This window comes from Variovorax glucosi (assembly GCF_051216695.1).
Lineage (GTDB): Bacteria > Pseudomonadota > Gammaproteobacteria > Burkholderiales > Burkholderiaceae_C > Variovorax.
Window position 1 is genome coordinate 1,060,673 of record NZ_JBPJZE010000002.1, and the last position, 24,678, is coordinate 1,085,350.

22 protein-coding genes are annotated in these 24,678 nt (G+C 62.8%); 6 read left to right on the plus strand and 16 right to left on the minus strand.

Annotated elements, in window-relative coordinates:
* The 6 genes from ACSFA3_RS13195 to ACSFA3_RS13220 are packed head-to-tail and all read left to right on the plus strand — an operon-like array spanning window position 1 to window position 7,087.
* Window positions 1-2,454, plus strand: coding sequence for a xanthine dehydrogenase family protein molybdopterin-binding subunit (locus ACSFA3_RS13195; protein WP_435505893.1), 2,454 nt, complete (start codon window positions 1-3; stop codon window positions 2,452-2,454).
* 13 nt (window positions 2,455-2,467) lie between these two features.
* Window positions 2,468-3,259 (plus strand): FAD binding domain-containing protein, encoded by a 792-nt coding sequence (locus tag ACSFA3_RS13200; RefSeq protein WP_435505894.1) that lies wholly within the window; start codon window positions 2,468-2,470, stop codon window positions 3,257-3,259.
* 9 nt (window positions 3,260-3,268) lie between these two features.
* The gene (locus ACSFA3_RS13205; RefSeq protein WP_435505895.1) at window positions 3,269-4,168 is read left to right on the plus strand and encodes an AAA family ATPase; all 900 of its coding nucleotides are present in this window, start codon (window positions 3,269-3,271) and stop codon (window positions 4,166-4,168) included.
* Window positions 4,169-4,173: 5 nt separating this feature from the next.
* Window positions 4,174-5,388 (plus strand): vWA domain-containing protein, encoded by a 1,215-nt coding sequence (locus ACSFA3_RS13210; protein ID WP_435505896.1) that lies wholly within the window; start codon window positions 4,174-4,176, stop codon window positions 5,386-5,388.
* 47 nt (window positions 5,389-5,435) lie between these two features.
* Window positions 5,436-6,002 carry an SRPBCC family protein gene (locus ACSFA3_RS13215; protein WP_435505897.1) on the plus strand — a complete coding sequence of 189 codons (567 nt, stop codon included), beginning with the start codon at window positions 5,436-5,438 and terminating at the stop codon, window positions 6,000-6,002.
* Between the two features lie 47 nt (window positions 6,003-6,049).
* Entirely contained in the window at window positions 6,050-7,087 is a 1,038-nt protein-coding gene (locus tag ACSFA3_RS13220; protein WP_435505898.1) for an XdhC family protein, read from the plus strand.
* Between the two features lie 102 nt (window positions 7,088-7,189).
* On the opposite strand, the gene ACSFA3_RS13225 is transcribed toward ACSFA3_RS13220, so the two are convergent.
* The 16 genes from ACSFA3_RS13225 to ACSFA3_RS13300 form a co-directional block, all read right to left on the minus strand.
* A complete protein-coding gene (locus ACSFA3_RS13225) occupies window positions 7,190-7,951 on the minus strand; it encodes a hypothetical protein (protein WP_435505899.1) in 762 nt (253 codons plus the stop codon).
* Window positions 7,952-7,964: 13 nt separating this feature from the next.
* On the minus strand, window positions 7,965-10,208 hold the full coding sequence (locus ACSFA3_RS13230) for a hypothetical protein (protein ID WP_435505900.1): 2,244 nt from the start codon (window positions 10,206-10,208) through the stop codon (window positions 7,965-7,967).
* Window positions 10,209-10,224: 16 nt separating this feature from the next.
* Window positions 10,225-12,888, minus strand: a complete 2,664-nt coding sequence (locus ACSFA3_RS13235; RefSeq protein ID WP_435505901.1) for a type VI secretion system Vgr family protein — start codon at window positions 12,886-12,888, stop codon at window positions 10,225-10,227.
* Window positions 12,889-13,012: 124 nt separating this feature from the next.
* Entirely contained in the window at window positions 13,013-13,423 is a 411-nt protein-coding gene (gene mnhG, locus ACSFA3_RS13240; protein ID WP_435505902.1) for a monovalent cation/H(+) antiporter subunit G, read from the minus strand.
* Window positions 13,420-13,698, minus strand: a complete 279-nt coding sequence (locus ACSFA3_RS13245) for a K+/H+ antiporter subunit F (protein ID WP_435505903.1) — start codon at window positions 13,696-13,698, stop codon at window positions 13,420-13,422. The genes mnhG and ACSFA3_RS13245 overlap by 4 nt, the downstream gene beginning before the upstream one ends.
* A gap of 13 nt (window positions 13,699-13,711) precedes the next feature.
* The gene (locus ACSFA3_RS13250; protein WP_435505904.1) at window positions 13,712-14,206 is read right to left on the minus strand and encodes a Na+/H+ antiporter subunit E; all 495 of its coding nucleotides are present in this window, start codon (window positions 14,204-14,206) and stop codon (window positions 13,712-13,714) included.
* Window positions 14,203-15,903 carry a monovalent cation/H+ antiporter subunit D gene (locus ACSFA3_RS13255; protein ID WP_435505905.1) on the minus strand — a complete coding sequence of 567 codons (1,701 nt, stop codon included), beginning with the start codon at window positions 15,901-15,903 and terminating at the stop codon, window positions 14,203-14,205. Before ACSFA3_RS13255 ends, ACSFA3_RS13250 begins: the two co-directional genes overlap by 4 nt.
* The gene (locus tag ACSFA3_RS13260) at window positions 15,900-16,256 is read right to left on the minus strand and encodes a Na+/H+ antiporter subunit C (protein ID WP_435505906.1); all 357 of its coding nucleotides are present in this window, start codon (window positions 16,254-16,256) and stop codon (window positions 15,900-15,902) included. The genes ACSFA3_RS13255 and ACSFA3_RS13260 overlap by 4 nt, the downstream gene beginning before the upstream one ends.
* The gene (locus ACSFA3_RS13265; RefSeq protein WP_435505907.1) at window positions 16,256-19,231 is read right to left on the minus strand and encodes a monovalent cation/H+ antiporter subunit A; all 2,976 of its coding nucleotides are present in this window, start codon (window positions 19,229-19,231) and stop codon (window positions 16,256-16,258) included. Before ACSFA3_RS13265 ends, ACSFA3_RS13260 begins: the two co-directional genes overlap by 1 nt.
* A 59-nt stretch (window positions 19,232-19,290) precedes the next feature.
* Entirely contained in the window at window positions 19,291-19,668 is a 378-nt protein-coding gene (gene crcB / locus ACSFA3_RS13270) for a fluoride efflux transporter CrcB (protein WP_435505908.1), read from the minus strand.
* Between the two features lie 30 nt (window positions 19,669-19,698).
* A complete protein-coding gene (locus tag ACSFA3_RS13275) occupies window positions 19,699-21,012 on the minus strand; it encodes a TRAP transporter large permease (protein WP_435505909.1) in 1,314 nt (437 codons plus the stop codon).
* Window positions 21,013-21,024: 12 nt separating this feature from the next.
* Window positions 21,025-21,558 carry a TRAP transporter small permease gene (locus ACSFA3_RS13280; protein ID WP_435505910.1) on the minus strand — a complete coding sequence of 178 codons (534 nt, stop codon included), beginning with the start codon at window positions 21,556-21,558 and terminating at the stop codon, window positions 21,025-21,027.
* 3 nt (window positions 21,559-21,561) lie between these two features.
* Window positions 21,562-22,551, minus strand: a complete 990-nt coding sequence (locus ACSFA3_RS13285) for a TRAP transporter substrate-binding protein (protein WP_435505911.1) — start codon at window positions 22,549-22,551, stop codon at window positions 21,562-21,564.
* Between the two features lie 156 nt (window positions 22,552-22,707).
* Window positions 22,708-23,025 carry a ComEA family DNA-binding protein gene (locus ACSFA3_RS13290; RefSeq protein WP_435505912.1) on the minus strand — a complete coding sequence of 106 codons (318 nt, stop codon included), beginning with the start codon at window positions 23,023-23,025 and terminating at the stop codon, window positions 22,708-22,710.
* A 129-nt stretch (window positions 23,026-23,154) separates the two neighbouring features.
* Window positions 23,155-24,318 carry a lipopolysaccharide assembly protein LapB gene (lapB, locus tag ACSFA3_RS13295; RefSeq protein ID WP_435505913.1) on the minus strand — a complete coding sequence of 388 codons (1,164 nt, stop codon included), beginning with the start codon at window positions 24,316-24,318 and terminating at the stop codon, window positions 23,155-23,157.
* Complete coding sequence (locus ACSFA3_RS13300) at window positions 24,308-24,658, minus strand: LapA family protein (RefSeq protein WP_435505914.1); 351 nt, start codon at window positions 24,656-24,658, stop codon at window positions 24,308-24,310. The genes lapB and ACSFA3_RS13300 overlap by 11 nt, the downstream gene beginning before the upstream one ends.
* Window positions 24,659-24,678: the final 20 nt, after the last annotated feature.

Sequence of the window (24,678 nt, forward strand, 5' to 3'; positions counted from 1 at the left end):
ATGGGCGCACCCGATTTCGCAAACCTCCCGCATATCGGCGAGGCCGTGCGGCGCAAGGAGGACTACCGCTTCCTCACCGGCGCCGGCCAGTACACCGACGACGTCACCATGCCCGCGCAGAGCCACGCGATCTTCGTGCGTTCGCCGCACGCGCACGCGGTGGTGCGCAGCGTCGACATTGCCGCCGCGCAGGCGATGCCCGGCGTGATCGGCATCTTCAGCGGCAAGGACATCGAGGGAAAGATGGGCGGGCTGCCCTGTGGCTGGCTGATCCACAACCCCGACGGCACGCCGATGAAGGAGCCGATGCACCCGATCCTCGCGATCAACAAGGTGCGCTACGTCGGCGACCACGTCGCGATGGTCGTTGCCGAAACGGTGGAGCAGGCCAAGAATGCGGCCGAGGCCGTGGTGGTCGACTACGAAACGCTGCAGCCGCTGGTCAGCGTTTCCGATGCGGCGAAGAAGCAGGGCAGCGTCACCATCCACGACGAGGCGCCCGACAACCAGTGCTACAAGTGGACGCTCGGCGACAAGGCCGGCGTCGAGGCGGCTTTCGCCAACGCCGCGCATGTGACAAAGCTCGACCTTGTCAACAACCGGCTGATCCCGAACCCGATCGAGCCGCGCGTCGCCATCGGCAATTACAGCCGCGCGACCGAGGAATACACGCTCTACGTCTCGAACCAGAATCCGCACGTCGAACGACTGCTGCTCACGGCTTTCGTTCTCAATCTGCCGGAGCACAAGGTGCGCGTGATCGCGCCGGACGTCGGCGGCGGTTTCGGTTCCAAGATCTATCTGTACGCCGAAGACGTGGCACTGACGTGGGCCTCGAAGCAGCTCAACCGCAGCATCAAGTGGACCGGCGAGCGTTCGGAATGTTTCCTGTCGGACGCGCACGGCCGCGACCACGTGAGCCATGCCGAGATGGCGATGGATGCGGAAGGCAAGTTCCTCGCGATGCGCGTCCACACGGACGCCAACCTCGGCGCCTACCTGTCGACCTTCTCGACCGCCATTCCGACCATCCTCTACGCCACGCTGCTCGCCGGCCAGTACGCGACGCCGCAGATCTACGTCGAGGTCGACGCCTGGTTCACCAACACCGCGCCGGTCGATGCGTACCGAGGCGCGGGCCGACCTGAAGCAACCTATCTGCTGGAGCGGCTGGTGTCCCGCTGCGCATGGGAGATGAATCTTGCGCAGGACGAGATCCGCCGGCGCAACTTCATCAGCAGCTTTCCGTACCAGACGCCGGTCGCGCTGCAGTACGACACAGGCGACTTTCCGGCGCTGCTCGACCGAGCGAACGAACTGGCCGATGTCGCCGGCATCGATGCGCGCAAGGCCGCGAGCGCTGCAAACGGCAAGCTGCGCGGCATCGGGTATTCGAGCTACATTGAGGCCTGCGGACTTGCACCGTCGAACGTCGCTGGAGCACTCGGCGCGCGGGCGGGGCTGTTCGAGGCCGGCGAGGTGCGCGTGCATCCGACTGGCAGCGTGACAGTGTTCACTGGCTCGCACAGCCACGGCCAGGGGCACGAAACGACGTTCGCGCAGGTCGTCGCGGCGCGGCTGGGAATTGCGGTGGAGGCGGTCGACATCGTGCATGGCGATACCGGGCGCATCCCGTTCGGCATGGGCACTTATGGCTCGCGATCAATCTCGGTCGGCGGCGCGGCGATCATGCGGGCACTCGACAAGATCGAGACCAAGGCGAAGAAGATCGCGGCGCACCTGATGGAAGCCAGCGACGCCGATATCGAGTTCGCGAACGGCGAGTTCACCGTCAAGGGCACAGACAAGAAGATCCCGTTCGGCCAGGTCGCGCTGACGGCTTACGTGCCGCACAACTACCCGCTCGACAAGTTGGAACCTGGGCTTAACGAGACCGCTTTCTACGATCCGACGAATTTCACCTACCCGGCCGGCACCTACATCTGCGAGGTGGAAATCGACCGCGAAACCGGCGAAGTCACCGTCGACCGATTCACCGCCGTCGACGATTTCGGGACCATCATCAATCCGATGATCGTCGAGGGCCAGGTGCACGGCGGACTGGTGCAGGGCATCGGTCAGGCGCTGATGGAGAACTGCGTGTACGACAACGAAACCGGCCAACTGCTGACCGGCAGCTTCATGGACTACGCCATGCCGCGCGCAGCCGACATGCCGAATTTCACGCTCGACACGCTCTGCACGCCGTGCACGCACAACCCGCTCGGCACCAAGGGCTGTGGCGAGGCCGGCGCCATCGGTTCGCCGCCGGCGGTCATCAATGCGTTGCTCGACGCGCTGGCGCCGCTCGGCGTCAAGGATTTCGACATGCCCGCATCGCCACACCGCGTCTGGGAAGCGATGCAGAAAGGCGCGCGCGACCGCGTCAGCCCTACGCAGGAACCGCAGACACCGTCGCTCGCCGGCACCACCCAGGGCCGTCCGGCCGTTTGAAGGAAGAACAGCGATGTATCCATTCACCCTCGAACAACCGTCCACCGTCGCCGATGCCGTCCAACTCGCCGGCACCGGCGGCAAGCCGCTGGCCGGCGGTCAGACGCTGCTCGCTTCGATGAAACTACGGCTTTCCGCGCCCGAGCAACTGGTCGACCTGGCCGGCATTCCCGAGCTGACCGGCATCTGCCGCGACGGCGATGCCTTCACCATCGGCGCGATGGCGCGGCACCTCGAAGTCGCCAATCACGCGGACGTCCGTCTCGCTTACCCCGCGCTGGCCGATCTAGCTTCGCGCATCGGCGACCGGCAGGTTCGCGCGATGGGCACGCTGGGCGGATCGGTCGCGAACAACGATCCCGCAGCCTGCTATCCCAGCGCGGTGCTCGGCTCCGGAGCTACGGTGATCACCGACCGGCGCGAAATCGCCGCCGACGATTTTTTCCTTGGCCTGTTCACGACCGCGCTGGAGGAAGACGAGCTGATCGTCGCCATCCGCTTTCCTATTCCGAAGCGTGCGCACTATGAAAAGCTGCGCCAGAAGGCGTCGCACTTTCCGCTGGTCGGCGTTTTCGTCGCGCAGTACGACAGCGGCGTGCGGGTGGCGATCACCGGCGCCGGGAACGGCGTTTTCCGGCACGGTGGGCTGGAGGCGGCGTTGAACGGCAGCTTCACGCCGGAAGCGGCTGCATCCGTCGCCATCGATTCGCAAGACCTGAACAGCGACCTGCACGCGTCCGCTCCGTACCGTGCCAACCTGATCGGCGTGCTGACGCAGCGCGCGGTTCGGCAGGCGCTGGGCTGATCGGGCAGGATGGCTTTTGCTTCCATCGATGCGGTCGTCGCCGGCCTCGAACAGGCCGGTTACTACGCCGACCGTCGGCTCGCGACCGCCGTCTTCCTAGCGCTCAAACTGCAGCGCCCGTTGCTGCTCGAAGGCGAGCCGGGCGTCGGCAAGACCGAACTGGCCAAGGCACTTGCGAAAGCGCTGGACCGCGATCTGCTGCGGCTTCAGTGCTACGACGGACTCGAACAGCGCGAGGCGCTCTACGAGTGGAACTACGCGGCGCAGTTGCTGCACATGCGCGCGGCGGAAGCGGCTGGTGCGTCCAGCGACATCGAATCGGAGGTCTACCAGCCGCGCTACCTGATCCGCCGCCCGTTGCTGCAAGCGCTGCAGGCGCCGCCGCCCGGTGCCGTGCTGCTGATCGACGAAGTCGACCGCGCCGACGAGCCTTTCGAAGCCTTCCTGCTCGAATATCTGGGCGAATACCAGGTCAGCATCCCGGAACTCGGCACCGTGCGCGCCGCGTCGCCGCCGGTCACCATCCTCACCAGCAACCGCACGCGCGATCTCAGCGATGCGGTGAAACGGCGCTGTCTCTTTCACTGGCTTTCTCATCCCGAACGCGACCGCGAACTCGCCATCGTGCGGGCGCAGGTGCCGCAGGCCGGCGCGGCGCTGTCCCAGCAGGTCGCCGACGTGGTGGCGCGACTGCGCAGCGCGCCGTTCGCGGATGCGTTCCAGCGCGCGCCCGGCATCGCCGAAAGCGTCGAATGGGCGCGCGCGCTGGTCGCTCTCGACACGCTGGTGCTCGATCCGGAAGTCATCGCCGACACGGCCGGCATCCTGTTCAAGCAGCGCGACGACGTGGCTGCGCTCAACCTGTCGCTGGCTGCGGATCTGTTGAAGCCCGAAGTGCAGGACGCCTGACCGGCATGGCCACCGTGCAGCAACTCGGGGATGCGCGACGCGGAAAGATGGCGGGCAACATTGCCGGCTTTGGTCGGGCGCTGCGCCGCGCCGGCGTGCCGATGGATGCGTCACGCATCGCGCTCGCAACCGAGGCCGCGCTGATCGTCGGCGTCGAAGACCGGCACGATCTGTCGGCCGCGATGGAGGCAGTGATGGTCGCGCGAACGCAGGACCGGGCGGTGTTTCGGGAACTGTTCGATGCGTGGTTCCGCGACCCGGAGCTCGCCAACAAGATGCTCGCGCAGATGCTGCCGAGCGCCGAGGGAAAGCTGCCGCCGTCGAAGCAGCGGCCGCGCGTGCGCGAGGCGCTGTCCGCGCCACGAAAAGCATCCACACCAGCCGATTCCGAGCGTGAAATCGACTTCGATGCCGCGATGACCGCCGGCGATCTACAGCATTTTCGCCACGCGGACTTCAACGCGCTCGGCGCATCCGAATACCGCCTCGTCGAACAGCTGGCGCGAGAGATTTCGATGCCGGTACCTTCGACGCCGTCGCGCCGACTGTGCTCGGCCGGCAGCGGCAAGGAACAGGCGCGGCTGCACTGGCCCGGCATGTTGCGTGCTGCGGCGCGAACGGGCGGCGAGCTTCTGCATCTGCCGCATCAGGTCCGGCGCGAAATTCCGTTGCCCTTGCTCGTGCTGGTCGATGTGTCTGGATCGATGGAGCGCTACGCGCGTCTGCTGCTGGCGTTCCTGCATGCGGCGACGCGCGGCGATCGTGGGGCGGTCGGACGGCGCGATGTGTTCGCATTCGGAACGCACCTGTCCGATCTCACGCCGGCATTTCGCCTTGCCGACACCGACGCGATGCTCGCTGCGGCCGGCATCGCCATCGACGATTTCGCCGGCGGCACGCGGCTCGGCGAGTCGCTGGGCCAGTTGCGCACACATCACGCGCGCCGCCTCACCGGACGCCGAACGTTAGTGTTGGTCATCAGCGACGGGCTCGACACCGGTTCGCCCGAGACGCTCGACCGTGAACTGCACTGGCTCAAGCGCCATTCGCGCCGGGTGCTTTGGCTGAATCCGCTGTTGCGCTTCGACGGTTACGCGCCGCTGGCGCAAGGTGCTTCAGTGTTGCATCGGTATGCGGACGCGATGCTTGCGGTTCACAACCTCACGGCGCTGCAACAGCTTGCAGAAAGCCTGTCGACGCTGATGCGGCGGCGGATCTAGCGGCGGCCACCAGTCGATCAAGACTTTCAAGTTCAAGGAGAAGACTCATGGAAATGCTCGGCCACCGTCGGCTTGGCGTCACCCGGCAACAAGCCTGGGATGCACTCAATGACCCTGCGACGCTGCAGAAATGCATCCCCGGCTGCGACCGCTTCGAGCTGACTGGCGAGAATGAATACACGGTGGCGCTGGCGCTGAAGATCGGGCCCGTTTCGGCCAAGTTCACCGGCAAGGTGACATTGGCCGACATCGATCCGCCGAACGGCTATCGGCTCGTTTTTGAGGGGCAGGGCGGCGTCGCCGGGTTCGCCAAGGGAGCGTCGAGCGTCGCGCTGAAGCCGGCGGAGGACGACGCAGACGCCTGCGACCTCGATTACACCGTGCAGGCGCAGGTCGGCGGCAAGATTGCACAAATGGGCCAGCGGTTGATTGATGGCGCTGCGAAATCGACCGCTGACGATTTCTTCAAGCGATTCGACGCCGAGATGCAGCGACGTCACGGTCCCGCACCGGAAGAGTCCGAAGCTGCGACCGAAGCGCCAGTCGAGAAATCAGGCGCGGTCGCCGGCTTCATGCAGAAGATCGGTTTTGGCAAGAAGGGCGATGTGGATTGATTCCTGCGCCCTGCCTTCATTGGAATAAAAAGAAAGCAGCAGGGGAAATGGAAAATCTCGACGTCACCGTCTTGCGCACGTTGCGCGACTGGCGAATGGCCGGACGGCGTGCATTGCTCGCGACAGTCGTTCGCACCTGGGGCTCGTCGCCGCGTCCGGTCGGGTCGATCATGGCGTTGGCGGATGACGGCGCGATGGTGGGATCGGTTTCGGGTGGGTGCATCGAAGACGATCTGATTTCTCGGTATAGCGGGCCGGTGCATGACGCCGGATCGGCAACAAGAGTTTCGAAGATGCCCGAAGGTGCTCCGACGCTCGTTCAGTACGGCGTCAGTGCAGACGAGGCCCAGCGGTTCGGCTTGCCGTGCGGCGGGACACTTGAATTGCTTCTCGAATACGCGCCAGATGCCGAATCGCTCAGCGCGCTGGTTTCGGAACTGGAAGGCGGCAGGCTGATGCAGCGCAGCGTTTCGCTTTCCGATGGCACTGCGCACTTGAAGGTCGCCGAGACGCCTGCTGCGTTGCATGTCGACGCCGAATCGCTCACGAATACCTTTGGTCCCGAATATCGGATGCTGATCATCGGTGCTGGACAGCTTTCTGAATACCTGTCGACGATGGCGAAATTCAGCGGCTTCGCGGTCACGTTGTGCGATCCACGCATCGAACATCGGAGTTCGTGGGCGGTGCCGGGTGTCGCGATCACGACCGAAATGCCGGATGACGCTGTGATTTCATTCCGGCCGGACCGGCGGAGTTGCGTTGTGGCGTTGACGCACGATCCGAAGCTGGATGACCTGGCGCTGCTGGAGGCGCTGGCGAGTGATGCGTTTTATGTCGGGGCTATCGGTTCGCGGCGGAATGCGGCTTCGCGTCGGCAGCGGATGATGGAGCATTTTGGGCAGACCGATGAGTCACTGGCGCGATTGCGCGGGCCTATTGGGGTTTATATCGGCAGCAAGACGCCGCCGGAGATCGCGGTGAGTGTGATGGCGGAGGTATTGGCTGTGAAGAACAATGTTGTGTTGCCAAGGGAAATTGAAGTGGCTATTGCGAAAGAGGCGGTGGGGCGTATTGCCGTCTGATGGTTACTATCAAGGTTTGATTAGGTGAGAGTTCTGCGAGCTCTCTTCTTGAAATTTGGCGCTTTCAGCGGACTACTGGTTTGATTGGGAGAATATAACGATTCAACGGCATCCGTTCTTCTTCAAAGCATCTCGTGCTTCTGCAATAGTGTTGTAAGAGTTTAGGGGCGGCATGCATTTATCGTCCTGCGAAAGTACCAGTCTGCCTTTTTCATCTTCGCTGAAGCGGACGAGAAATGTCGTTTTGTACAGCGGGTCGGGTGAAGCAGCCGGGCTATCGGAGGCGCAATACCAACCTGAATTGCAAGTCCAGCGGCTGTCGTAATAGCCAACGATGATCAGCATGCCGTCTTCGACTACTTTTGCGGGTGCCATTGCATAGACGTCGAAGCAGGCAGGTTTTGCTTCGATGAAGTTGGGCTGGGGGATATTGAGAGGTTGCACCGCGACAAGTTTTCGCAAAGGGCTCACGATAAAAAGATGACATTGCAATAATTGATATATGGCTTGGCGACAGCCAATTTTCCACATTTCCAATTTTCCTGATGAGGAGTCAACGCAAATTGGTGGAGGAGTAAGGTCTGTGCGAAATGCCTTGACATACGAGAAAAAGTTATTATTCTTAAACGACCATCGATATTCCGTCTGCGAGGTCACTGCTGTGAGGCCTGGCTCGTCGAGGGTGTTGCTTCCTCCCACATAAGGCATGCCATTTAGCTTGACATAATTTTCAAATTCTTTCAGCGGAACGGACTTTATGAATTTTTCGGCTTGTTGTGGTGTTGTTTCGGTTTGGATTTTTACTTGGCTCGTCGCTGAAAAAATGACAAGATAACTGAGGATATAAAAGAGGAATTTTTTCATTGTTATGTTGTTCTCAAGAAAATATCAAAAATGCATAGTTGACGTATGCGCGTCGGTTGAAAGCTGGTGTGATCGAGGTTAGCGTAAAGCTCCCGTCAGCGTTCGGCTTCCCCAATTCGCCTTTATTGACAATCGCGGTCACAGCGTCAATGCATTTGTCTGACGTGCCTCGGTCTGCAGACCTCATACATCCGTTGGATGCCCAAAACCAAACAGCAGACCGAATTCCATACTTGGTTTGTACAAGAAGGTCGGGGTCCGCTACGAAAACTTTTTTTCCTTCACCCCAGTAGACTTCGTAATTTTCTGCGAATGCGTTGTAGTTGTACTTTCCAGTTAATTGCTTTAATCCACGGCCTCGATAAAGCCAGCCATCTCCCGGCGCGAGATTCCCGTTTCTCAGGCCATAGGCTTTGTTAGCGATATTTTCTTGCAGAGCTGGGCGATTGATTTTGCCTCTCGCGTCTTTTGTGTAGCCATCGACATCCGCTTCAAGCGGGGCTTTCCTGTAGTAGGAAAACTTGGCTTTCAATCTTTCGGGTGGATAACTTAGATTTTCCGAAGCAGTCCTCATCCCTTGTCCTGCTTCCTGTCTGATCTGACCAAAAAAATGCGATTGTCTCAACGCTGTATTCAGAAAATGTCTTGACGAGTATTTGTTTAGCTCGCTGCAGACATCGCGCAGGTGATCGTCGGTGATTTCTGGATAACATCTCTTCAAGTCTGATTTTTGCAGCCATGCACAACGGCTCAAAACTGAAATAAAAGTGATTGGATGAAAATGCCATTGCGCGTTTTTATATGCCAGAGGCAGGTCCGCGCAGCAGTTCGACTCGATATGTGCTTTGAGTTCCGCCCAGTTCTTTCCGGTGGAATCGTCTTTGAAATGAGGCTCCTCCTTGACATGCGTATAACGCGATTCGAACGTACTTCGATCGAATTCGGACGGAAACCTGCAGATGAGTTTGGTCAGCCTGCGTCTGAAAAATTCCGTGCGCGGTTGTGTCGCCTGTTTTGACAGCGTTGTTCGTCCTTCCCCGGTTTTCAAAAGTGCATTGAGACGCAGGGCGATGTCCGGAATTTGACGGGCCAGCAAGGTTCGCAGCGTCGGACTGTCGCAGCGCTGGTCGAGCGCGTTGCCGCCCTCAGCATCGTCTCCGATGCACTGCCATCCGAGGAATGAAGGAAAGTCTGCGTCGCTGAACTTGTATGTTCCCGATGCATTCAGGTCGGCCCAGCGGTCACCAATAGGCGTCTTGATCTTTCGCCAGTGCTCGATGCCAGCCGTTATTTTTGGGTTCGGTGCAATTGCGCGTCCGAACCGAAGCAGGTCATACCACCCGCAGCGGGTGCTTTGTCCTGCGGGAAGCGCATGCAGGCTCGCATGTCGATCGGCCGCCTTTTTGTACAGTTCATATTCGCCATCGGAATCAGTCACGCACGACGCACTTTCAGTTTGCGAAATCGGTTCGCCGGCCTTGTCCCCTTCTGCAAAATAGCTGGTCAGCGTCGCGTTTCCTGCATAGGCGATCTGAATCCACAACGCGGTCCCTAAACCAGTCGACCCTGTTGTTGCGGTGTGTGTTCTCGGCTCGGCTGTCAACACTGGTGTCGAGGCGGGCAGATAGACATACGTGTTCCCCCAGACGGCATCGGTGCGGCCGTCGGTGGTGGGTTTCGTGCCGAGATCTGGAAGCGCCGGGGTGTCCTGGCCAACCAGTTTCTTGAGGTTGACCTCATCCAAGCAGATCTCGAAATGCAGGTGGGCATCCTGACCGTAGATCTGTCCGGCGACGCCCAGTTCGTGCTTCCTGAACAGCCGGTCGCCGGTTTTTATTTCTAGCGCCGGCGCTTTGGGCTTTGCCGTTGTCGGCTCAAGTTTGGCCAGCGACTTCAGATGCATGTATACGCTATGAAACGTGACTGAAGTCGGACCTGCATCGGAGGCGCCGATTTCCAACACGTGCTCCAGGATCACCAAGCCGTTATCGGTCCACTCGGGCCTGTCGCTGAAGGCGCCGTAGTTTTGCTGCGGGTTCTGAGCGGTCTGTGGCTGTCGCACGTAGATGACCGTTCCATCGGCGATCGCGCGCACCGGCGCGTAGCCTTTTGCGCCATCGACCGGTGCAATCAGGTGCACGCCGTTGTGCCATTCCAGAAAAGAGTTGACCGGATAGCCTCCGGTGAATGAATAGCGCACGGCGTTTTCGTCGTCGTCCTGGATTGCATCGGTCAGAAATGGATGACTTATCAACATTGTTGGACCCTGTTGTTCAAGAAGAAAAACCGCGGCGGGCTTTTGGAGTGCCCGTCGCCATCGGCGGTGTGACGACGGGAATGCCATCCGGCCCGATCTGCCCGTGCCCCGCTGCATGCGCGGTCCACGTGCCTTGGGTTCCATGCGTTATTCCCGCCGAGTTCCAACGCGAATAACTCCCCGCGCCATTGATCAGCACTTCCTGCCTCGCCGTGATCGTGATTCGTTCGGCCGTGTGCGTGATCTCCAGCTTTGCCAGCAAATGGACTGCGTTCTGCAGCGCGGTGATGTCGATGTCGCCGCTGGCTGCGATCAGACGCATGCCGGCCTTTGCGGCGAACATGCGGATGGCGTCTCGGGCGCTGGCGAGGAAGCTGCGGCCAGCGGAGATGCTGGTGTGGCCGCCGCTGGTGATGGCTGTGTGCGTGCCGCTGGCGATGTGGGTGGCGTCGGCAGCGGTGGACTCAATGCCCGCTGCGCTGGCGAGCACGAGGTGCGGTGGCGTCAGTTCAGGAAAGTTGCCCTCAGCGCCGCCGTTGCGGGAATCCGATCCGTTAGATCCGGCGGCGCTGCCTGTGCCGCTGGCCCCGCCGCGAGAGCCCTTGATCTCGTCGCACTGCGCTTGCAATGCATTCGCCACCGTCTCCTGATCGCCACCGTCCTGCGCTTGGGCCTGCTTGGCCGCATCAGACAGCTGCGCATGCTGGTCCTGTGCTGCCGCGAGCCGGGCAACGCTTTCGGCCAATTCCTTCGCATGGCCTGCTGCTTTCGTCCGCAGTTCGGTTGTGATGAGCAACCCATCGCCCGCTCGCAGCACGCCATGCCCGTCCGTCCGCAACTCAAACCCTTCACCCCGTGCGTCCTTGCGCCCCGCGTTGTCTTCGATCCGCGTCAGATATCCCAGCCCCAGGCTCGAACTCAAGTGATCGCTCTTGAGCTGCACCTGAATCTTCTTTGCCGTGTCGTCCAGCACCAGATGGTTCGAGCGTCCGAATGCGCTGTTGCCGTAGCCGGCAGTCAATTCGCGCGACCGGAATCCCGAGAGCGCAGACTGTCCCGGCAGCGCCCAAGGCGGCATGTTCAGCTGGTTGTAAACGCGCCCAGTGCAGATCGGAAGATCCGGGTCGCCGCCGATGAAGTCGACGATGACTTCCTGGCCGACACGCGGCAGCTGGATACCGCCAAGCTGATTCCCGGCCCATGGTGAACTCACCCTCAACCAGCAGGTGCTGTTCTGGTTCTTCTGGCCGATGCGGTCCCAGGGAAACTGCACCTTGATTCGGCCGAGCGAATCTGTCCAGATGTCCTGACCTTCAGGGCCGACGACCAGCGCTATCTGAGGACCGTGGCTGAACGGTTTTGCGGGGACGCCTTCCGGGCGCAGTGGCTCGGTGACAGGATGCAGCACGAGTTCGGTCCGCACCTGCCAATGCTGCGAACGGTGGCTGTGCCCGGGCATTGAATTGCCGTCCACCCGACGCTGGCTGTCCTGCCCCACTTCCTCGATCAGCAGATTCGCATCGATTACCAGATGCTCGACGTTCGCCGCCTCTCTCGGATGACCGACCAGCCGGAATACGAAACCCGGCACCATCCCGCGTAGATTGCCGCTGGCCTGCACCCGGACACCGGCAGTGCGCAAAGCCTCCATTCGCACCAACGCGATCTGCCGAGCTTCGTCATGCACGTCGTTCGGCCCCGACGCTTCGGCAGCAGCCCCCGCACCCGGTTGCGCATAGTGGCTGTCCGCATGCCAGCGATAGACCTCGCCATCGGCTTGTGCTGTCGATCCGGGATCGGTCTGGCTGACCGACAGATCGGCACGTGGCCTCAGGTAGTCGTAGTCGCGTGTCGAATAGCGCCCGCTGGTCAGCCGGCTCACTGGCGCAAAGCTGTGCAGATACTCGGCGTCAGTCTTCCAGCCCGGCGGGTGGAAGTCGACGTTGCGATAGGCCTCGCTGGGCATGTCTTGGAAGCCACCGATCGTGTCGGTGAGGATCAGGCGATGCGGGCCAATCGGAGATTCATCGGCATCGGCATCGGCATCGGCATCGTCAGAGCCATCGGCGGCTAACGGACCATGCTCGAAGCGAAAGCTGATTCCCCATTCGGAACACAACCGAGCAAAGAACGCGAAGTCCGTCTCGTTGAACTGCGTCTGGAAATCCCGCACCGGATAACGTTCCACCAGCCGCTTCTCGACCGGAAAGCCGTAATCGACGAGCACCTCATCCAGAATCTGAACAACTGTCTTGTTCTGAAAAATTCGGCAGTTTGTGCGCAGCGTCGCCAGATGCAACCAGGGCTTCAGCGTCAGCCGGATCTGGATATGACGGCCTTCCTCGCCCCATAGACAAGCCTCGGTGACGATCGAATTGATCTCGCGAAGACCGGCGCCGTCGAGCTCGATGCAGCAGCCGATCTCGCGCCCGACCCAGCCGTCGAGGTCGACATCGATCGCATCGGCCAAGACGCCACCGAACGACCTCTCCGCCTCGTCCGCCTTCAGGTCCAGCTGGTAGGAGAACAGCGAATTCACGCCCTCGCGACCGGAAAGGCGAACCGGCGTCCAAACCGGCGGGTTGACCGAACGCGCCGGCCTGTCGGGCCTCGCAGGCGCGGGTAATCGAACCCGCAACGTGCGCCGCAGCGCATCGCCTTCATCACCAAAGATCAGCATCCCGAACCCCCTGAACCGGCCCTTCAAACGAGGGCTCGGCGGGATTATGGGAAGTCGCCAGGGACAGGCTTACATCGGTGTGAGTCGCAAAGAACTACTCGGGCTGTCTCTCGCAAAGCACTGACTACTTGCGTAAACGGCGTGATTCTTCACTTACTTCGCCCATCCGCTTCGGGCTCGCCGTGTTTTCGGCAGGCGGCACATCGCCTCCCTTTTGCCTTTCGCGAAACAGTGCTGCGCGCATCAGGAAGATCGTCGTCACCGGCGCCGTGAGCGCGATGAACAGCGTGATCAGGATCGCGTGCAGGTAGAGGCTGAAACCCTGTACCGAGAAGTAGACGATGGTCGCGATCGTCATGCACCAGACGCCCGCCGTCGCGCCGACGGTCGGCGTGTGGATGCGGTGAAAAAACGTCTTCATCCGCACGAGACCGAAGGAGCCGATCGCCGCGTAGGCCGCGCCGAGTACCGCAAAGACTGCCGTGACGATTTCCGCCCAGAGCGGCAGTGGCCCGGTGATGAAGTCGCCGTTCATTCGATCACCTCGCCGCGCAGCAGGAATTTGGCGATGGCGGTCGAACTGACGAAGCCGAAGATCGCGATCAGCATGGCAGCCTCGAAGTAGACGTTGCTGGCGTAATTGATTCCCAGCACCAGCATCATCAGCATGCCGTTGATGTAGAGGCAATCGAGCGCCATCACGCGGTCCTGGGCGGTCGGTCCGATGAGCAGGCGGGTGACGGCGCAGAGCATGGCAATGGCCAGCAGAAGCAGGGCGAGCTTGAGCGCCCAGAACAGGACGGGCGTCATGGGGCGGTTCTCGTCATGATTCGAAGATCTCCATCAGCGGGCGTTCGTAGCGCGTCTTGACCAGGTCGATGAAGGCCGCCTCGTCCTCGAGATCGAACACATGGATGAGCAATGTCGAGCGGTCGAGCGCCAGTTCGCCCCAGGCCGTGCCGGGCGTGAGGCAGAGGATCATCGCGAGCACGGCAAGCGCGTTCGGGTCGCGCACATCCAGCGGGACGACGACGAATGCCGGTCGCAGGCTGGACGGCCGGCGCGTCAGCAACGCCTTGGCGACCGTCAATGCGGAATGCACCATGTCGACCAGTGCCCGTGCGGTGAGCCGGAGCGCGACGCCCGGCCTGCGCATGCGCACCGCGGCCGGGCGCAGGCCGCGCGTGATCAGCGGCACGACGATGGCGAGGATCGCGGCGAGCACCAGTGTCGCGAAGTGCAGCGACTGGTTGAGCAGCACCCACACCACGAACAATGCGAGCGACAGCGGCGGCGACGGAATGAGGCGTTTGATCATGGTTTGGCCGATGCCGGATTCGGCACCTGTCGCGCCGTCATGACCGCTTCGCGGTAGGCCGACGGCGCATATAGCCCTTCGGCCGTGGCGCTCGCGTGCAGCATGACCGGGCCGGCGCCGACCGTGAGCGCGACGGCCGCAGCGAGCAGCGCCGCGACCGGAAGGACCTCCATTGCGCGGAGAGCCGGCATGGAATCCAGCCGCTGCGTCCAGAAATGCCGTATGCCGGTGCGGCTGAATGCCACCAGCGTGAAGAAGCCCGACACCAGCAGCAGCACGACGAAGGTCCAGCCGGCACTGCCGACCGTCGGTGCGTCCAGCAGTCCCGAGAGCATCGCGAACTTGCCGATGAAGCCGGAAAATGGTGGCAGGCCGGCCAGCAGCAGCGTGCATGCGATGAAGCCGAGCCCGAGAAATGCGACGCCAGCAGGAATCGCGCGGCCGAACAGCGCCTGCTGTTCGTCGTCCAGATTCACCTGGTCGGCGGCCTTGAGGTCTTCGGTGAGGAAGGGCGCGGCGCCCCGTTTCTCGTGTGGCGCGATGCTGGCGCCTTCATTGCGCCAGCGCTCGATCATGTCGATCAGAAGGAAGAACGCTGCGACGGCCAGAGTCGAACTCGGCAGGTAGTACAACGCGCCGGCCCAGACGGCAGGCTGACCCAGGCCGACCGCCGTCAGCAGCGTTCCGGCGGACACCAGCACGCTGTAGCCCGCCAGATTCGACAGCCGCTGCGTTCCCAGAATGCCGAGCGCGCCGATGGCCAGCGTGAGCATGCCCATCGACATCAGCACCACCTGGCCGAACTGGGCGGACACGCCGGTGTCGGGTGCGAAGAGCAGCGTCCAGAGACGCAGGATCGTGTAGACGCCGAGCTTGGTCAGCAGCGCGAACACGGCGCTGACCGGCGACACGGCCGCACTGTACGCGGGCACCAGCCAGAAGTTGAGCGGCCATGCGCCGGCCTTCGCGAAGAACGCCGTGCAGAGAATCGCGGCGGCGGCATGAACCAGTCCGCGATCCGCGGCGTCGAGCTGCACGATGCGCAAGCCGAGATCGGCCATGTTGAGCGTGCCGGTCACGCCGTAGAGCAGCGCGGCACCGATCAGGAACAGCGACGAGGCTGCGAGGTTGATCGCGATGTAATGCAGCCCGGCCCGCACGCGCAGCCGACCCGAACCATGCAGCAGCAGGCCGTAAGACGCAGCCAGCATCACTTCGAAGAAGACGAAGAGATTGAACAGGTCGCCCGTGAGGAAGGCACCGTTCAGTCCCATCAGCTGGAGTTGCAGCAGGGGATGGAAATGCACGCCGGCCCGGTCCCAGCGCGACGTCGAATAGATCGAAGCGGCAAATGCGACCACGCCTGTGAGCGCGACCATGAGCGTCGAAAGCCGGTCCGCGACCAGCACGATGCCGAACGGCGCGCGCCAGTTGCCCGGCAGGTAGACGCCAATCGAGCCGGGTCCGCTGCCGGTGCCGTCGGCGTTCACCCAACGCAGCAGCGCGAGTGCGGCAAGCAGGCCGACCAGTCCCGACGCGACGCTGAGCGCCGATTTAAGCCGCCGGCGTTGCTCGCCGAGCAGCAGCATCAGCGCCGCGGTGAGCATCGGCACCAGGATCGGCACCGCCACCAGGTGCGGCATCGTGAAGTCGAGCAGGCTGTCGAGCAGGCGCGTGATCTGGCTGAAGTCGATCATTCCTCGCGCCCTTCGCGCCGCTCGGTTCCATCGACGTGGTCGTTGCCGCTCAGACCGCGCGAAGCCAGCATCACGACCAGGAACAGCGCCGTCATGGCGAAGCCGATGACGATGGCGGTGAGCACCAGCGCCTGCGGAAGCGGGTCTGCGGTGTTGGCCAGCGTGGCTGTGATGCCGTCGACGAGCACCGGCTCGCTGTCGACCTTGAGACGACCCATGCTGAAGATGAACAGATTGACGGCATACGAGATCAGCACAAGGCCCATGATGACCTGGAAGGTGCGCGGCCTAAGCAGCAGATAGACGCCCGAACTGGTCATGACGCCGATGGCGATCGCGAGGACGATTTCCATCAGTGCGCTCCCTTCATTTCTTCGGTGCCGGCCTCTTCAGCGATGCGAACCTTCTCGGCCTCGATCTCGGCTTTCTTCTCGTCCTGTTCGTCGGCCCATCGATGGCTGCGCACCGACTGGTGGGCCAGTGCAGTCAGGATCAGCATCGTCGCGCCGAGCACCAGCGAAAACACGCCGAGATCGAAGAACAGCGCACTCGGCACGTGGATTTCGCCGAGCAGCGGAAGGTCGAAGTGAGCGGTGTGCGTGGTCATGAACGGATAGCCGACGACGATCGAACCGACACCCGTCGCCAGCGCGAACAGCAGGCCCAGCGCGATCCAGCGACGCGGATAGATGCGCAGGTGTTCCTCGACCCATTCGGTGCCGGAGACGATAAATTGCAGCACCAGCGCCACCGACATCACCAGCCCCGCGACGAAGCCGCCGCCCGGCGAGTTGTGGCCGCGCATGAAGAAGTAGAACGACACCAGCACAGCCAGCGGCAGCAGCAGCCGCACCAGCACGGCCGGCACCATGAGGTAGCCGATGGCTGTGTCCTTGGCGCGGCGCGGATTCAGCAGGTCGCTGCTGCCGTCGTCGGCCTGCGCGCGTTGCTGGGCAGGCAGCGCCATCGATTCGGGCGCCGGCCGGAAGCGGCGCAGCAGTGCATAGACGGTGAGCGCGACGCAGCCGAGCACGCTGATCTCGCCGAAGGTATCGAAGCCCCGGAAGTCGACCAGCATCACGTTGACGACATTGGTGCCACCGCCTTCGGTCAACGCGCGGTCGAGGAAGAAGGGCGAAATGCTGTTGGGAAACGGGCGCGTCATCATTGTCCAGGCGAGGCCCGCCATGCCGAGGCCGGCAAGCGCCGCGACGATCAGGTCGCGGCCGCGTCGACCCCACGGACGCAGACGCTGCGAAGCCGGCTGGATCGCCGACTGCTTGCGCAAAGGCAACCAGCGCAGGCCGAGCAGGATCAGCACGGTCGTGACGGCCTCCACCACAAGCTGCGTCAGCGCCAGGTCGGGCGCGGAGAACCAGATGTAGGTGATGCAGCAGACCAGGCCCGACGCAGCGGCCAGCATCAGCGAGGCCAGCCGATGGAACTTGGCCTGCCAAGCCGCAGCCAGCGCACAGACGATGCCGATCAGCCAGGTCATCGCGAACATCGGCGAGAAGGCGAGCAGTTCGCGTGTGCCGCGTTGCGCCGGGCTCAGCATCACCGATGCCGTGGCACCGCCGAGCGCCACCAGCACCAGCAGCAGCAGCTGCGATTGCAGGCGCTGCGTACCGAAGATGCGTCGACTGCGGCGTCCGGCTTCGCTCAGGCGCGCCAGCAGGTTCTCGAAGATGCGCTGGCCGTCGAAGCGATGCAGCAGCGGCGTGTGCGACAGATGTCCGTGCGAGCGACCCTTGCGCTGCACCAGATACAGCGCAGCGCCGCCGGCCAGCGCGATGAAGCTCATCAGCAGCGGCAGATTGAATCCGTGCCAGACCGCGAGGCTGTATTCGGGCAGTTCGCCGCCGACCACCGGCGTTGCGGCCGCGGCGAGCATCTGGCCGACCGACCATGCCGGCGCCACGCCGACCACCAGGCAGACCAGCACCAGCAGTTCGACCGGCACACGCATCCAGTGCGGCGGCTCGTGCGGCGTCTTGGGCACGTCGTCGCCGCACGGCGGTCCGAAGAAGACGTCGAATACGAAGCGCGCCGAATAGGCCACGCTGAAGATCCCGCCGAGCGTCGCAATGATCGGCAGGCTGTAGTCGAGCCATGGCGTCGTGCTGATGTACACCGTCTCGGCGAAGAACATTTCCTTCGACAGGAAGCCGTTCAACAACGGCACGCCGGCCATCGAGGCGCTGGCGATGATCGCGAGCGTGCCGGTGATCGGCATCAGCCGCATCAGGCCGCTGAGCTTGCGGATGTCGCGGGTGCCGGTTTCATGGTCGATGATGCCGGCGGCCATGAAGAGCGAAGCCTTGAAGGTCGCGTGGTTCATGACGTGGAACACCGCCGCGACGGCGGCCAGCGGACTGTTGAGGCCGAGCAGCAGCGTGATCAGCCCCAGGTGCGAGATCGTCGAGTAGGCCAGCAGCGCCTTCAGGTCGCGCTGGAACATCGCGATGTAGCCGCCGAGCAGAAAAGTGATCGCGCCCGCGCCGCCGACCAGCCAGAACCATTCGGGCGTGCCCGAGAGAACCGGCCAGAAGCGCGCCATGAGGAACACGCCCAGCTTCACCATCGTGGCCGAATGCAGGTACGCGGAGACGGGCGTCGGCGCGGCCATGGCGCGCGGCAGCCAGAAATGGAACGGGAACTGCGCACTCTTGGTGAAGGCACCGAGCAGCATCAAGACCAGCATCGGCGTGTAGAGCGAGCTGGCGCGGATCAGGTCACCGGAAGCCAGCACCGTGTCGAGGTCGTAGCTGCCGACGACGCGGCCCAGGATCAGCACACCGGCCAGCAGACACAGCCCGCCGGCACCCGTCACCGTGAGTGCCATCCGCGCCCCGCGCCGTGCGTCGCGCCGGTGGTGCCAGTAGCCGATCAGCAGGAACGAGAAGAGGCTGGTCAGCTCCCAGAACAGCACCATCTGGACGATGTTGCCGGAGAGAACCACGCCCATCATCGCGCCCATGAAGGCGAGGAAGAACGAGAAGAAGCGCGGCACCGGGTCGGAGGCCGACATGTAGTAGCGCGCATAGAGCACCACCAGTGCGCCGATGCCCAGCACCAGCATGCAGAACAGCCAAGCGAAGCCGTCCATGCGGAAGCTGAGATCGAGGCCCAGCGCCGGCAGCCACTCGACCTGGTAGCGGATCACATTGCCGTCGGCCAGCTTCGGGAACATCAGCGCCGTCTGGATCGCGCAGCCCAGCGCCACCATTCCTGCGAGCGTCGATTCCCTGTTGCGGGCGTTGGCCGGCAGGAACGCCGCGAAGACGCTGGCGATGAAGGGGAGTGCGACGAGAAGGACCAGGGGCATTGCGTGGGGATTCTATCGGCGGGGTCTCGACCGACACCCCTTGAAAAACCTTCGAAACGTCAGTTGGCGAAGGCCTGGACCGTGCGCAGACCGAGCCATGTCAGACACAGCGATCCGCCCAGATGCAGCGCGATCGTGCTCAGTGCGAGACCGGTACGGCCCGCCATCAGCATGCCCACCGTCTCGGCTGAAAAGCTCGAGAACGTCGTCAGTGTTCCGAGAAATCCGGTGATCGCCATCAGCCGCCATGCCGGATTGATGTCGGGCATGGCAGCGAACACGCCGATCGCGATGCCGATCAGGTAGCCGCCGACCAGATTCACCGCCAGCGTTCCCCAGGGAATCAGCGCCCCCGGGTTCAGCCACATCGACACGCCCCAGCGGAGCAGGGCGCCGATGCAGGCGGCGAAGCAGATGGCGACGGCGTTCAGAAACATGGCGCCATTATCCGAAGCCGATGTGTCGCGCTACTTTTCGGCGCCCATGAAAAGGTCCGGCAATATCGTCACGATGCTCGGGAAGATCGTGATCAGCGCAATGCAGACCACCAGGCAGAAGAAGAACGGAATCGCGGCCAGGGCGATCACGTTGCTGTCCTTCCCGGTCATGTTCTGCAACACGAAGAGATTGAAGCCCACCGGCGGCGTTACCTCGGCGATTTCCACGAGAAGCACGATGAAGATGCCGAACCAGACGAGGTCGAATCCGGCCTTCTGGATCATCGGCAGCACGACTGCGCTGGTCAGCACGATCATCGAGATGCCGTCGAGCGCGGTGCCCAGCACCAGATACACCACGACCAGCGCGCCGATCAGCGTGTACGGCGACAGGTGCATGCTGTCGACCCACTCCGCCAGTTCGCGCGGAATGCCGGTGAAGGCCATGGTCTTGGTCAGGAACGCCGCGCCTGCCAGGATGAACATGATCATGCAGCTGGTTCGCGTCGCGCCCATCAGCGCGTCCTTGAAGTTCTGCCAGGTCAGGCTGCGTCCGTAAGCGGCGATGGCCAGCGACCCGAGCACGCCGAAGGCTGCGCATTCGGTAGCCGTGGCCCAACCCGCGACCAGCACCCAGACGATGAAGACGATCAGCAGCGCACATGGAATCAGGTTGCCCGACAGCCGCATCTTCTCCATGAAGGTCGTCGGCGGATCGGCCGGCGGCACCTTGTCGGGATTGCGAAGGCTCCACCAGGCGATGTAGCCCGAGAACAGCAGCATCAGCAGCAGGCCGGGCAGGAAGCCTGCCAGGAAGATGCGGATGATCGACGCATCCGCTGCCACCGCGTACACCACCATCGTGATCGACGGCGGGATCAGGATGCCGAGCGTTCCAGCCGTCGCCAGCGAGCCGATGGCCAGCTTCTCGTCGTAGCCACGGCGCTTGAGTTCGGGCAGCGCGACCTTTGCGATCGTCGCGCAGGTCGCGGCAGAAGATCCGGAGACCGAGCCGAACACGCCGCAGCCGATGATCGTCGTGTGCATCAGCCGGCCTGGAATGCGGTTCAGCCAGGGGCGCAGGCCCTCGAACATCTCCTCGCTGAGCTTGGTTCGGAACAGGATCTCGCCCATCCAGATGAACAGCGGCAGCGCGGCCAGTTCCCAGCTCGCATTGCTTTCCCAAAACGACGAGAACAGGTTCTTCGCCGGCAGTGTGCTGGTGAAGAAAGCCTGTCCGACCCAGCCCACGATGGCCAGCGTCATCGCGATCCACACGCCGCCGGCCAGCAGCACCAGCATGATGACGAGCAGCAAGGCGCCCATCAATAAAGTTTCAATCATGGCGTTCTACGTTCAGACGTCGGAAGAGAAGTCGCCGGCGGCATGCCGCTCTTCGATGGCGCGCTGGTAGCTCGGCTTTTCGCCGCGAACCACGCCCACGAGTTCGTCGACCATCGCGATCAGCAGCAGCCAGCAGCCAATCACGAAAGTCGCTTGCGGAATCCAGATCGGGATCACGACCAGGCCGGTCGCCATCTCGGCGAATTCGTAGCTTTCCCAGGTGAAGCTGGTGGCCGCGTAGGTCAGGTAAGCCACCGAGACCGATGCGATCAGCAGGCAGACCACGTCGAGGATGCGGCGCACCTTGAGCGGCACCGCGTCGAGCAGCAGCGTGACGCGCACGAAGTCGCCGTGACGGAAGGCATGCGCCATCGCCATGAAAGCGGCTGCGGCGCAGAGCCAGGCCACGACGTCGTTGAGCCCGCTCACGTGCCAGTTCATCTGCCGGCCCACGCCGGCGACGATCATCAGCACGAAGATCAGGAAGATGCAGAACGCGCCCAGCGCGCCTGCGCCGTCGTACAGACGATCGAGGAATCGGCGCACGACTTACTTTTTCTTGTAGGTATCGACGATCGCGGCGCCGTCGGCACCGGCTGCCTTGAGCCAGTCGGCCTGCATGATGCCGCCGACCTGGCGCATGTCGGCGTCGAGCTTCGGCGACGGCTTGTGGATCTTCATGCCGCGCTCGGCGAGCAACTTCTTGTACTCGTCGTTCTTGGCTTCAGCAGTCTTCCAGCCGCGGGTTTCAGGATCGGCGGCGGCCTTGAGCACGGCGGCCTTGGTCGGCGCGTCGAGCGCGTCGAAGGACTTGGCATTGACGAGGATCGCGTTCTTCGGAATCCAGGCCTGCGTGTCGTAGAAGTTCTTGATGCTCTCGTAGGTCTTGGTGTCGTACCCGGTCGAGCCGGAGCTCATGTAGCTCTCGATCACGCCTGTCGCCATGGCGGCGCTGAGTTCGGCCTGCTGGATCTGCACCGGCTGCGCGCCGACCAGTTCGGCGATCTTGGCCGTGGCCGGGCTATAGGCGCGCCACTTGATGCCGCGCAGATCGGCGACCGAGCTGATCTCCTTCTTCGAATAGATGCCCTGCGGCGCCCACGGCACCATGAACAGCACCTTGATGCCTTGCGCGGCCAGAAGCTTCTCGGTCGCCGGCTTGGACGCGGCATAGAGCTTCATGGCGTCCGGGTAGGTGGTCGCGAGGAAGGGAACGCCGTCGAGTGCATAGATCGGGTTTTCGTTGGCATAGTTCGCCAGCAGGATCTCACCGGCCTGGGCCTGGCCGCTCTGAACCGCGCGCTTGATTTCCGGCGCCTTGAACAGCGATGCGTTCGCGTGAACCGTGATCTTCAGCTTGCCGCCGGTCGCCGCATCGACATCTTTCGCGAACTGCGCAATGTTCTCGGTGTGGTAGTTCGTGGCCGGGTAGGCGGTCGGCAGGTCCCACTTGGCTTGCGCGTGGGCGGCTGCGCTGACAGCGAGGACTGCGAATGCAGTGAAAGACGCCTGCATCACGCGGGTGAACTTGAAGTTCATGAATTCTCCGGAAGGGGATTGGATGGAATGTATTCAAACGTCTGAAACGTTGTGTGCACTTTGCGTGCAAATTTCGGGCCATCTTTCAGGTTTATCCCTGACGCGCGAGGAAAAAGAAAAGCCGCCCGGAGGCGGCTTGTCATGGGTCGCGAATGCTTATTTCGCTTTGACCGGATGCATCTTCGACTCGGCCTTGACGACCGTTGCGCCGTCGAATGCCTGACCGTTCACGGTCATGCCTTCAGCCGACAGCTTCGAAGCTTTCTTTTCCTTGATGCCCTTCACGCGGGTCATGAAGTCCGACCAGTTCTTGAAAGCGCCTTGCTCTCGCGCTTCGATGATGTGCTTCGACATGCTGGGCCCGACGCCCTTGAGTCCGTCGAGCTCCGCAGCCGTTCCCTTGTTGACATCGACCGCCGCAAAGGCGGTCGCTGCAGCCAGCATGACCACGGCAGCCAGAATTTTCTTGAACATGTAAACACTCTCCCTGAGTTTTTTGATTGAAAGAAACAACATGCGCTGGTCGCTTGCGCGAGGCGCGCGCGCAGGTTACCCGGTTGCTTCGATCAGCCTTACATGCGATGTACTACTTTGGTAGTTGGGTCAGAGTTCTTCCACCCGTCGTGGCGGATAGCTGTCCCAGGCCTGGCAGCCCGGGCAGTGCCAGAAGTGTTGATGCGCCTCGAAGCCGCAGGCTGCGCAGCGATAGCGCATCAACGGACGCGTCGCCTGATCGAGCGCCCGCTGAACTTGCGGATGAAATTGTTCATGTTTGAAAGTCTCGCCGGCAAGCCAGCGCGAAGCGGCTACTAGCGAGGGCTGATGTGCGAGATGCGCGATGTAGCCGTCGCGCGGTGTTGCATCGGTGGTGGCGCCTTCGGTGGTGCCACCGAGCGCGATGACGGCTTCGAGCACATCGATCGACGGCATCTCCGCGTACCGGCGTTGCAGCAGAGACAGCGCTTCGCCGGTGCGATGCGCCGCCACAGCTGCCTGCTGCAGCGTTGCGGCGTAGAGCGGTAGCGCCACCGGGGCGGTTTCTGCAAGTGCCATCAGCGTGTCGAGCGCGGCGCCGGCATCGCCGTTGCGCAGTTGCAGCGACGCGGAGTCGATCGCAGGGCGCGGCGCCTGGGGAGCGAGCGCAACGGCATCGGCCAGCAGCGCGCCGGCTGCGGCGATGTCGCCCGCAGCAAGCTGCTCGGCTGCCTGCTCGCACAGGTAATGCGCACGCCGGGTGATGTAGCTGGCCTGATCGGAAGCGTCGAGCTTCTGCGCGACCAGGGAGGCCTGCGCCCACTCGCGCGAACGTTCGTAGATGGCGAGCAGCGACAGTCGCGATTCGTTTTCGTAGCGTGTGCCTTCGAGCTTCTGCAGCGCAGCTTCCGCCCGGTCGAGCAGGCCCGCACGCAGAAAGTCCTGTGCCAGCGCATGTTGCGCGCGCTCGCGGTCGGCGCGCGACAGGTCGCCGCGACCCAGCAGATGTTCATGCACGCGGACGGCGCGCTGGTATTCGCCACGACGGCGGAACAGGTTGCCGAGCGCGAAGTGCAGCTCCTGCGTGTCGGGGTCGTTCTGGACGGCTTCGATGAAGGCATCGATGGCCTGATCCTGCTGTTCGTTCAGCAGGAAGTTCAGGCCTCGGAAGTAGGCTTTCGGTGCCTGCCGGTTCTCCAGCTTGAGTTGCCGAAGATCGAAGCGCGAAGCGAGCCAGCCGAGGACGAAGGCAACGGGCAGGGCGAATAGCAGCCAGGTGAAATCAGAGTCCATGCTGGCGAACGGCAGGAAGGTCGGTGATTGCGACGGGGGTCGGGCTCGAAGCCGTCGTCGATGAAGGCGCCACCGATGCGGCAACCACGGTTTCGCTGCGATTGCGTGCGGCAGGCGACTGCGCTGCCGCTGCGCTGCGGTGCTTCCACCAGCCCGGCAGCATCCCGAGTGCGCCGACCACCACGCCGCCTGCGAATGCCGCAAGCACGACCAGAACCAGCGGCGCGCGCCAGTTGGTACCGAAGAAGAAGTACACGGTGGCGTCGTGCTGGTTGTTCAGCGCGAATGCGAAGAGCGTAAAAAAAATGGCTGCCTTCAGCAGCCACAGCAAATATTTCATGGTCGTCCCCAATGGCGGGA